General features: G+C 29.4%; 9 protein-coding genes. 1 reads left to right on the top strand and 8 read right to left on the bottom strand.

What is annotated here, in order from left to right; all coding sequences use genetic code 11:
- The 4 genes from AB1Z17_RS11285 to pyrH form a co-directional block, all read right to left on the bottom strand.
- The coding region (locus AB1Z17_RS11285) for an RND family transporter (protein WP_368051896.1) at window positions 1-1,762 on the bottom strand (1,762 nt) is incomplete at its 3' end.
- Between the two features lie 54 nt (window positions 1,763-1,816).
- Window positions 1,817-4,330, bottom strand: coding sequence for a DUF5686 family protein (locus AB1Z17_RS11280; protein WP_368051895.1), 2,514 nt, complete (start codon window positions 4,328-4,330; stop codon window positions 1,817-1,819).
- Window positions 4,331-4,523: 193 nt separating this feature from the next.
- Window positions 4,524-5,078 (bottom strand): ribosome recycling factor, encoded by a 555-nt coding sequence (gene frr / locus AB1Z17_RS11275; protein WP_368051894.1) that lies wholly within the window; start codon window positions 5,076-5,078, stop codon window positions 4,524-4,526.
- 23 nt (window positions 5,079-5,101) lie between these two features.
- A complete protein-coding gene (pyrH, locus tag AB1Z17_RS11270) occupies window positions 5,102-5,809 on the bottom strand; it encodes a UMP kinase (RefSeq protein WP_368051893.1) in 708 nt (235 codons plus the stop codon).
- A 359-nt stretch (window positions 5,810-6,168) separates the two neighbouring features.
- Between pyrH and AB1Z17_RS11265 the strand changes: the two genes are divergently transcribed.
- Complete coding sequence (locus tag AB1Z17_RS11265) at window positions 6,169-7,272, top strand: acyltransferase family protein (RefSeq protein ID WP_368051892.1); 1,104 nt, start codon at window positions 6,169-6,171, stop codon at window positions 7,270-7,272.
- Between the two features lie 52 nt (window positions 7,273-7,324).
- Here the strand turns inward: AB1Z17_RS11265 and tsf are convergent, their stop codons facing one another.
- The 4 genes from tsf to AB1Z17_RS11245 all read right to left on the bottom strand — a co-directional run.
- Window positions 7,325-8,293 carry a translation elongation factor Ts gene (gene tsf / locus AB1Z17_RS11260; protein WP_368051891.1) on the bottom strand — a complete coding sequence of 323 codons (969 nt, stop codon included), beginning with the start codon at window positions 8,291-8,293 and terminating at the stop codon, window positions 7,325-7,327.
- 49 nt (window positions 8,294-8,342) lie between these two features.
- Window positions 8,343-9,089 (bottom strand): 30S ribosomal protein S2, encoded by a 747-nt coding sequence (gene rpsB / locus AB1Z17_RS11255; RefSeq protein ID WP_368051890.1) that lies wholly within the window; start codon window positions 9,087-9,089, stop codon window positions 8,343-8,345.
- Between the two features lie 170 nt (window positions 9,090-9,259).
- The gene (gene rpsI, locus AB1Z17_RS11250) at window positions 9,260-9,646 is read right to left on the bottom strand and encodes a 30S ribosomal protein S9 (protein ID WP_134247295.1); all 387 of its coding nucleotides are present in this window, start codon (window positions 9,644-9,646) and stop codon (window positions 9,260-9,262) included.
- Window positions 9,646-9,900: uL13 family ribosomal protein (locus AB1Z17_RS11245; protein ID WP_368051889.1), on the bottom strand; the 255-nt coding region annotated here is incomplete at its 5' end. The genes AB1Z17_RS11245 and rpsI, both read right to left, overlap by 1 nt.

Below are 9,900 nucleotides of genomic sequence, written 5' to 3'. Positions count from 1 at the left end.
CTTCTTTTGGAAATTCCTTATCAATTTTTTGTTGAATACGCTCTTCAATACCAGTCATTTTTTCTGTTCCAATATCTTTCATAAAAGTTGTCATTCTCGCATATCTACCTGTAGAATCGACAAAATTATTTAGTAAATCGGTATTTGAGGTTGCATTTTTTGTATATGCTAAAATCCAGTTTTTTTCTTGATTATTTGGTAATTGGTAATATTTTGGTTTTCCGCTGTAAAAAGCTTGTTTGGAATATTTAACGATGTTTAAAACTGAGATTGATTTTGAGAGTTGTGGAATTTCATCAATAGTTTCATCTAACTTGTTCATTCGTTGTAAGGTAGAAAGTTTCATTACACCTTTTTCAGTTTTTGTGTCAATAATAATTTCCAATGGCATAATGCCTCCAAACTCTTCTTCAAAAAATACAATATCTTTAAAAAATTGTTTGCCTTTAGGCATATCTTCAATTAAACTTCCCGATATTTTAATCATATAAACACCAATCATGCTTACAATAATTAACACAATTGTTGAGGCATATACTGCTACTCTGTGGTTTCTAACAATAGATTCCATCCAAGTAACAATTGCATCAATCCACTTTCGTTCAAGATGTTTTAAGTGTTTTTCTTTTGGTAATGGCAAAAAACTATACATAATTGGTATAATTAATAATGCCAATATAAAAATAGCTAAAATGTTAATGGAAGCGATAGTACCAAATTCTCTTAATAACTGACTTTTAGTGAAAATAAATGTTGCAAAACCTGAGGCGGTTGTAACATTAGTCATTAAAGTGGCATTTCCTATTTTAGAAATTACACGTTGTAAAGATTTGGCCTGATTGCCATGCTTTTTAACTTCTTGTTGGTATTTATTAATTAAAAATATTGCGTTTGGAACTCCAATTACAATAATTAATGGCGGAATTAAAGCCATTAAAACTGTTATTTCATATCGAAATAGTCCAATAAATCCAAAAGCCCAAACTACACCAATACTTACTACAATTAAAGTTATAAAAGTTGCTCTAAAAGATCTAAAAAAGAAAAAGAAAATAAGCGCTGTAACTCCTAAAGCCAGTGCTACAAACAGACCAATTTCATCAATAATATTTTGGGCATTCATGGTACGGATGTAAGGCATACCAGAAACTCGAATGTCTATATTATAGTCTTTCTCAAATTTTTCAATTGTTGGATTTAAGGCATCAAAAATAAAATCTTTTCGAACTGAAGTGTTTACAATGTCTTTTTTTAAATACACTATAGTTCTAATAGTTTCAGACTTTTTATTGTATAAAAAATTATCATAAAATGGCAGATTCTCAAAAAGTTCGTTTTTTATTTTTAAAACATCTGCTGTTGTTTCCGGATCCTTTTCGTATAAAGGTTCTAGGTCAAATTTTTGTTCGGTTTTATTTTTTGTTAATTTTTGTATGTCACCAATTGCAACGGTAAAATCTACTTCGGCAAAACTATCAAGTTTTTTAGATAAACTATTCCAAGCGTTAAACTTTTCGGGAGTAAATATGGAGGGGTCTTCAGTTGCTAAAATAATAAGGTTTCCTTCTTCTCCAAAAAGTTCTAAAAATTTGTTGTAATCTATATTTATTTGATGATTTTCGGGTAATAGATTTGCTTCTGTATAAGAAAAACGCATATACTGCATTTGAGAAGCTAAAAAATAGGTGCAAGCTGCAATTAACAGTATTATAAAATACCTTCCTTTTAAAATTAATCTAGAAGTATGTGTCCAAAAATTCATTAAAAAAATTTTTGCAAAGGTAACAAAATAGTTGAGCTTTTAACTAACTGATACTTAAAAACCGAGCCTTAATTTGTAGGTCAATTTTACAGCTAAATTATCGCTCCATTCTGGGTTTTTATATGCGCCATACCTATAAAAACCACTTAATCCAAAGCCTTTAAATAAGCTGTTAAACTCTAGTCCACTTTCTATATATCCCTTATTCAAATTTTTAAAAATCAATCCGTTATGGTGTTCTGGATGCTTTATTGTTCCAATTGCAGCTCTGGTTACTAACGTTAATTGAGGTTTAAACTTTGAAGATATTTTAAAAGGTTTTAATTGATGTTTAATGTGTAAGGCAGCAAATTTGTCGGAAATAAACTCGTTATAACCCATAGTTTCAAAGCTATTTTTACCTGCAAGAGTAATCCGTTTTCTCCAAGGGTTTTTAAATGTATAATTTGGTGTAGCATTAAATAAGTGCGAAATTGGAGCGTCTCCAAAAATGATTCCTCCTTCGGCTAAAAAGGTAGTGGTTGCTTTTCGAAGTGGTTTAATTTCATGTAAAATTCTAAAATTTATACGTGTAAAATCGAAATCACTTAGAAATAAATTGTCAAAACTTTTTGTGAGTTGAAAAGTAAATTGAGGAAAAGCGTTTTTTATAGTAAGTTTTCCTAAAGGTGAATTCATATATTCGTTTGTAGGATTGAATTCTATTCCTAAAATTGCCAGCGTTAATTTGTAGTTTATAAGATTTTTGTTTGAAGAAGTAAACTGATAATCAAAAACAGGTAAATAATCTCCACTACTAAACTGAAGTTTAGATTCTAAATTTGGCTGAATATCGTGTTCAATAAAGACATCTGCGGTTTTATAATTGTAAAATTTATCGATATTTAAATTTCTTGGGTTAATAGGCGAAAAAGAGTTATTTTCTTTAATAAAATCTAATGAAGCTGCTTCTTTTAAATCGTTTGTAAAGTTTCCACCCAACCAAGTATTTGTATTTTTATTAAGTCTGAATGACGCTCCAATGCTATACTTAATATCTTTGTCTTTTGTTCCATAGGCTACATACGATTCGATTTTAAAAATATTAGAAAAATCAGCATTTGTTTCTCCTCCAAAACCTAAACGTACACCTTCGTAATTATTTAAGTTTAATATTTTTCCAAGATCTAAATTTATGTATTTGGTTGGAAAATATCCTTTTAATATGTTTCGTGCTAGGTTTATTTTTTTTTCAACACCTTCTTTTTCTGAAATACTATCTAAAAATGTGTATGTAGTTTTTCCTCGTTTTGTCAACGAATCTGTTCGGTATAAATTCCAGAATTGCGCTGTTTTTTTATGGGCATCGTCTTTAAATTGAATAGTTGAAGCAGATTTTTTTACAGTTACAGGGGTGTTAATGTGAATATTTGAATTTGTTGTTGTTGAAATAAAATAAGTAACGTCACTTTCATCTTTTATATTTGTATTAACTATAGAGTCATTTTTTTTATTTTCTGAGAATTTAATTGTTCCACCAAATAATGAAATATTTTCCTTGTTTGTACCTTTTCTTAATACAATATTCATGCTACTGGGAAACCAAATCTTATAGGCTTCTAAGTAATTGTAGTTTTGAGATGCTTTAACATTTACAATCCCTTTTAATTCTGCAATCGCTTTTGTAATGGCAAACTGTTTGGTGTCAATGTATAAAACACCTTCAATACCTAAAATTTCTTTCTTTTCTTTAGGTTTAAAATAGATAATAATTGATTGTCCGTTGCCATTATTTATGGTATCTAAAATTTTATAATTGTATTTTTTTAGGGCATTTTTAGCTAGTGGATTTGTATATTTTGTGCCAGCTAAAGTGTAAAATTCATTATAAAAAGAGAGATCTTGAAATGTAATTGCTAAAAGTTCGTAAACAGGTTGTTTTAAGCCTGCCATACGGGATGCTAGTACAACTTCTTTTTTCTTTTTACCTTTTTGAAATTGATATTCAGATATTTTTTCAGAAATGTATAAGTGTTGTTTTATAATATCTTTTTTAAATTTATAGTTAGAAGAATCTAATTTTGAAAACTCTTTAGATCCATCTTTTTTTAATATGAAAACAGAGTCTATTTTTCCATGAATAGAGTCAGGATTTGCAGTAACTAAAATTTTATTATAGGCATTAAACCTAAAAGAATTTAACGCTTTTTCTATATTGTTTTTTGGTTTATTTTTTATAGCATTTTTAATAATTTGTAAAGCAGGATTTTCTCTAGCAGTAATTAAAACTTCGTCTAAATTTTCTATTGAAGAAGTTAATTCTACCTGTACAAACCGGTCTTTTGAACTTATTAAAAATTCTAAAGAAGTATAACCGATATAAGAAATTGTAATGGATTTAAAAGAATTTTTTGTTTGAATAAAGAATTTTCCGTCAACATCGGTTAATACTCCAAAACCAGTGTTTGTTATTATGGTGGCAAAAGGCAAAGGTTTTTTTGTTTTACTATCTGTAACAATTCCTTGAATTTGGTTTTGAGATAAGACCATCATAGGAAATAGCAATAATAAAAAAAGTGCCTTTTTCATTAATATTTTTTGATGTATAAAAAAAACTATCTAAAAAGTTAGAATTAAAATCCATAAGAACGAAAACCATAGTACTCTTTATTCTTGTAGCTCACAATTTAAGATTACAACGCACTTTCGTAATTAGGTTAAATGCACTCTTTAGACAGCCTTTTTGTTTTTTATAACGATATAAAAATAAGGTTTATTTTAATTAAACCTTCATAATTTCTGCATCTTTTATTTTATAGTGGTCATCAACTTCTTGACTAAATTTATCTGTTAAAGCTTGTATATCCACTTCAGCATTTGCTTTCATATCTTCAGAAGCATCCGTTTTTTTAATTTCGTGCATTGCCTCTCTTCGATCATTTCTAATACTCACTTTAGCATCTTCTGCCGCCGCTTTTGCTTGTTTAGATAAATTTCTACGTCGTTCTTCGGTTAACACAGGAACATTAATAATAACAACTTCACCATTATTCATAGGGTTAAAACCTAGATTTGCATTCATAATGGCTTTTTCAATTTCGTGCAACATGTTTTTTTCCCAAGGTTGCACAGTAATTGTATGCGCATCCATAGTACCTACATTGGCAACTTGCGCTAACGGTGTTTGAGAACCGTAATAATCTACAGTTACATTTCCTAACATTGCAGGGCTTGCTTTTCCAGCTCTAATATTTCTGAATTCTTTTTCTAAATGCAAAATTGCTTCTTGCATTAATTCTTTTGTACTATCTATAATAAAGTTTAATTCTTCATTCATAATTGAAAAATTTTAATTTATAATTAATTATCAACTATTGTTCCAATATTTTCTCCTGAAATTACTTTTTCAAGGTTACCTTTTGTATTCATATCAAAAACAATTATAGGTAAATTATTTTCTTGACTTAATGCAAAAGCAGTCATATCCATAACTTTAAGACCTTTATTCATTACATCTTTGTAAGAAATGGAATCAAATTTAATGGCATTGTCATTTTTTTCAGGATCGGAGTTGTAAATTCCATCTACACGTGTTCCTTTTAAAATAACTTCGGCACCTATTTCTATAGCTCTTAAAACGGCAGCCGTATCTGTTGTGAAATAAGGATTTCCGGTTCCACAACCAAAAATAACAACTCGTCCTTTTTCTAAATGACGCACAGCTCTTCTTTTTATAAAAGGTTCTGCAACTTGTTCCATTTTTATAGCAGTTAATAATCTGGTTTTAATACCTGCGGCTTCTATAGCACTTTGTAATGCCAAGCCATTAATTGCTGTTGCTAACATTCCCATGTAATCTCCTTGAACTCTATCAATACCATTGCTTGCTCCAGCAACACCTCTAAAAATATTTCCGCCACCAATAACAATGGCAACTTCAATACCTTTATCTACAATATTTTTAATTTCCTGAGCATAATCTGCTAGTCTTTTTGGGTCTATTCCATGTTGGCGATCTCCCATAAGAGCTTCACCACTTAATTTTAATAGAATTCTTTTATAAGCCATAATTTCTTTGAAAGTTATGCAAATATAAGAAATACTTTAGAAGTTTAAATGGAATGTTTTGTATGAATTAGAGGAATATTAAATTATGGTTTGTATTTTTTAGATACTTGTAATATTTAAAGATATATTTTATACACGTACTGTTTCGACATAATTTTTTTTGGATTTGTTAAAAATGATGAGCTCTTAGAATTTGAAATTAGTAGTAATCAAATATATATTTAATTAAAAATCATTTTAATTTGTTTATACAACTTTTTTAGTAAATTTATAGTTTCGAAAAGGTAATACAAATTCTAATTAGGAGCTATTCTATTTCTTTGATATTTGCTTTATCTACAAATAATTTTAATAATAGTATGGCAATACAAAGATTAATTGCTTTAGATGTTTTAAGAGGTTTAACCATTGCATTAATGATTATGGTAAACACCCCAGGAAGTTGGAGTTATGTTTATCCGCCATTACTTCATGCAAAATGGCATGGATGTACACCAACAGATTTGGTGTTTCCCTTTTTTCTTTTTATTGTTGGAGTTTCAATGTTTTACTCGTTTAAAAAATTCGACAAAGGAATTTCAGTTACAAGTTTTAAAAAAGTAATAAAACGGACTTTAATAATTTTTTTATTAGGGTTATTTTTAAATTTATTTCCAAAGTTTGATTTTGAGAATGTTAGAATTTTAGGTGTTTTACAGCGTATTGCAATAGTTTATGGATTAACTGCGCTTTTGTGTTTACAGTTTAATGTTAAAGTATTAAAATATGTTTTTGTTTCAATTTTGTTGGGATATTGGGGATTATTATATTTTGGAAATCCAATAGATTCTTTTGCCGAAACAGGTAATTTGGTACAGCAATTGGATTTCGCAATATTAGGTGAAAACCATATGTATAAGGGGTTGGGTTTTACCTTTGATCCTGAAGGTTTATTATCTTCATTACCTTCTATTGCAACAGTTTTACTAGGTTATTTTGTTGGTAATATTATTGAAAATTCCAAAAACACTTTAAATACCGTAAAAAGTTTAGTAGTTTATGGTGTAATTTTAACTGTTATCGGACTGGTTTGGGGTACAGTTTTTCCAATTAATAAATCACTTTGGACAAGTACTTATGTTTTATACACTGGAGGTTTAGCACTCTTATTTTTGGCGCTTTTATTATGGGTTATTGACGTAAAAGGAGTGAGAAAATGGACAAGACCATTTATTCATTTTGGAATAAATCCATTATTTATTTACATGTTTTCTGGTTTATACGTACAAATAATTATTTATTTGATAAAAATTAAAGGAGATAATGGAGAAACAATTTCTGGATATGGATATTTATATAATCATATTTTTGTACCAATTGCAGGAAACATGAATGGATCTTTATTATTTGCAATTACACATATTATTTTCTTCTGGTTTTTAACTTATATTTTGTACAAAAGAAAGATTTTTATAAAAATTTAGCATAAAAAAAACCTCGCTAAAAGCGAGGTTTTTAAAAATTTGTAATAGTGTATTATACTAAAGAAATTCTTTTAAAGTCAATTACAGTAACATCACCAATAGATTTTACATATTCAGCAACTGATATTTTTTCATCTTTAATAAAGTTTTGATCAAGAAGACATTGTTCGTGATCTAAAGTTGTATTATCAGAAATAAAACGTTCTAATTTTCCAGGAAGAATTCTATCCCAAATTGCTTCAGGTTTACCTTCTGCTTTTAACTCTTCTTGTAATTTTAATTTAGTTTGCTCAATAACTTCATCAGTTAATTGTGCTCTTGAAATAAAAGTAGGAATATTTTTAAGTGTTTTACCTAATCTAGCAAGTTCGATATTATCTTTTTCGATAACTGCAATTCTAGCTTCAGTTTCAGAAGCAACATAAGCAGGGTCAAAATCTTTGTAAGATAAAGTTGTTGCGCCCATTGCAGCTACTTGCATAGATACGTCTTTTGCAACAACATCTGAACCTTCTATGTTAGCAGATAAAACTGTTAAACTTGCAATTTTATTACCAACGTGAATATAAGAACCAACATAAGGACCTGATACTTTTTCAAATCCACCAATTTCTAATTTTTCACCAATAACACCTGTTTGCTCAATTAATTTTTCAGCAACTGTCATTCCACCAAAATCAGCAGCTAAAAACGCTTCTTTTGAATCACAATTTACTGCAACCTTTGCAAATTCTGTAGCTAAAGCAACAAAAGCATCGTTTTTAGCAACAAAATCTGTTTCACAGTTAAGAGAAACAATAGCACCTTGTGTATTGTCATCATTTACATAAGCAATAACTGCACCTTCAGATGAATCTCTATCTGCTCTTTTTGCAGCAACTTTTTGTCCTTTTTTACGTAAAATATCAACTGCTTTGTCAAAATCTCCTTCGGCTTCAACAAGTGCATTTTTACAATCCATCATACCTGCGCCTGTAGATTGTCTTAATTTATTTACTTCTTGGGCTGTAATTTTCGCCATTTTATTATTGTTTTTTGTTGAATTTGAGCATTCAACTATTTTACTTTAATTATTTTTTTACTTCTTTTTTTGTTTCAGCTTTAGCTTCAGCAACTTTTTCTTTACCTGCTTTTCTTTCAGATAAACCTTCAGCAACAGCATCTATAATATGTCCTAATACTTTTTCAATAGATTTTGAAGCATCATCATTTGCTGGTACTACATAATCAATTCCTCTTGGATCAGAGTTTGTATCGATCATTGCAAAAATTGGAATATTTAATTTTTTTGCTTCAGCAACAGCAATATGTTCTTTTTTCACATCAACAACAAAAATTGCACCAGGTAAACGTGTCATATCTGTAATAGAACCTAAGTTTTTTTCCAGTTTTTCACGTTGACGGTTAATTTGTAATTTTTCTCTTTTAGAAAGTGCTTCAAAAGAACCATCTTGCTTCATTCTATCGATAGTTGCCATTTTTTTAACAGCTTTTCTAATAGTAATAAAGTTAGTTAACATTCCGCCTGGCCATCTTTCTGTGATGTAAGGCATGTTAACACTTTTAGATTTGTCTGAAATAATTTCTTTTGCTTGTTTTTTTGTAGCTACAAAAAGGATTTTTCTACCTGAAGATGCAATTTTCTTTAAAGCTTCAGAAGCTTCTTCGATTTTTGCAGCAGTTTTGTAAAGGTCAATAATATGTACACCGTTACGTTCTCCGTAAATGTAAGGAGCCATGTTTGGGTCCCATTTTCTTGTTAGGTGACCAAAATGTACACCTGCGTCTAATAAATCTTTAATTTCAATATTTGCCATTTGTATTTAGTTTACGTTCCGTTGAGTTAGCAATAGGGAAGTAGCGAATACTCGATCTTCCCTATTTGGATGCTAAACTTATTACAGTCATTGACTGATCAACGACAACTTTGTTTTTAATTTCAATGAACCACCAAAAAAATTGGTGTACCAATTTCTGTATAAAACGATTAACGTTTTGAGAATTGGAATTTTTTTCTTGCTTTCTTTTGACCGAATTTCTTACGTTCAACCATTCTTGGGTCTCTAGTAAGTAAACCTTCTGGCTTAAGAATTGTTCTATTTTCTGGATCTAACTCAACTAAAACTCTAGAAATTCCTAAACGGATAGCTTCTGCTTGTCCTGTAATTCCTCCTCCAAAAACATTAACTTTAATATCAAATGCAGTTGCATTATCAGTTAAGTTTAAAGCTTGTAAAATTTTGTATTGTAAGTGTGGAGTAGTAAAGTACTCTTTATAATCCTTTTTGTTAACTGTGATATTTCCTTTTCCTTCAGAAACATAAACACGAGCAACAGCTGTTTTTCTTCTACCTATTTTGTGAATTGTATCCATTATTTAAGATCGTTAAGGTTAATAACTTTAGGTGTTTGTGCAGTTTGGTTATGTTCAGCACCAGCGTAAACATATAAATTTCTGTACAAAGCACTACCTAAAATATTTTTAGGTAACATTCCTTTTACTGCTTTTTCTACAAGACGTGTTGGGTCTTTTTCGAACATTTCTGTTGCAGTTAATGATCTTTGACCACCTGGATAACCTGTGTGACGAATGTAAGATTTGTCAGTCCACTTTTTTCCAGTTAAATT

It is taken from the genome of Lutibacter sp. (genome assembly GCF_040883305.1).
Lineage (GTDB): Bacteria > Bacteroidota > Bacteroidia > Flavobacteriales > Flavobacteriaceae > Lutibacter.
Note: the sequence above shows the minus strand (reverse complement) of the source record. Positions and strands in the feature narration are given on the sequence as shown.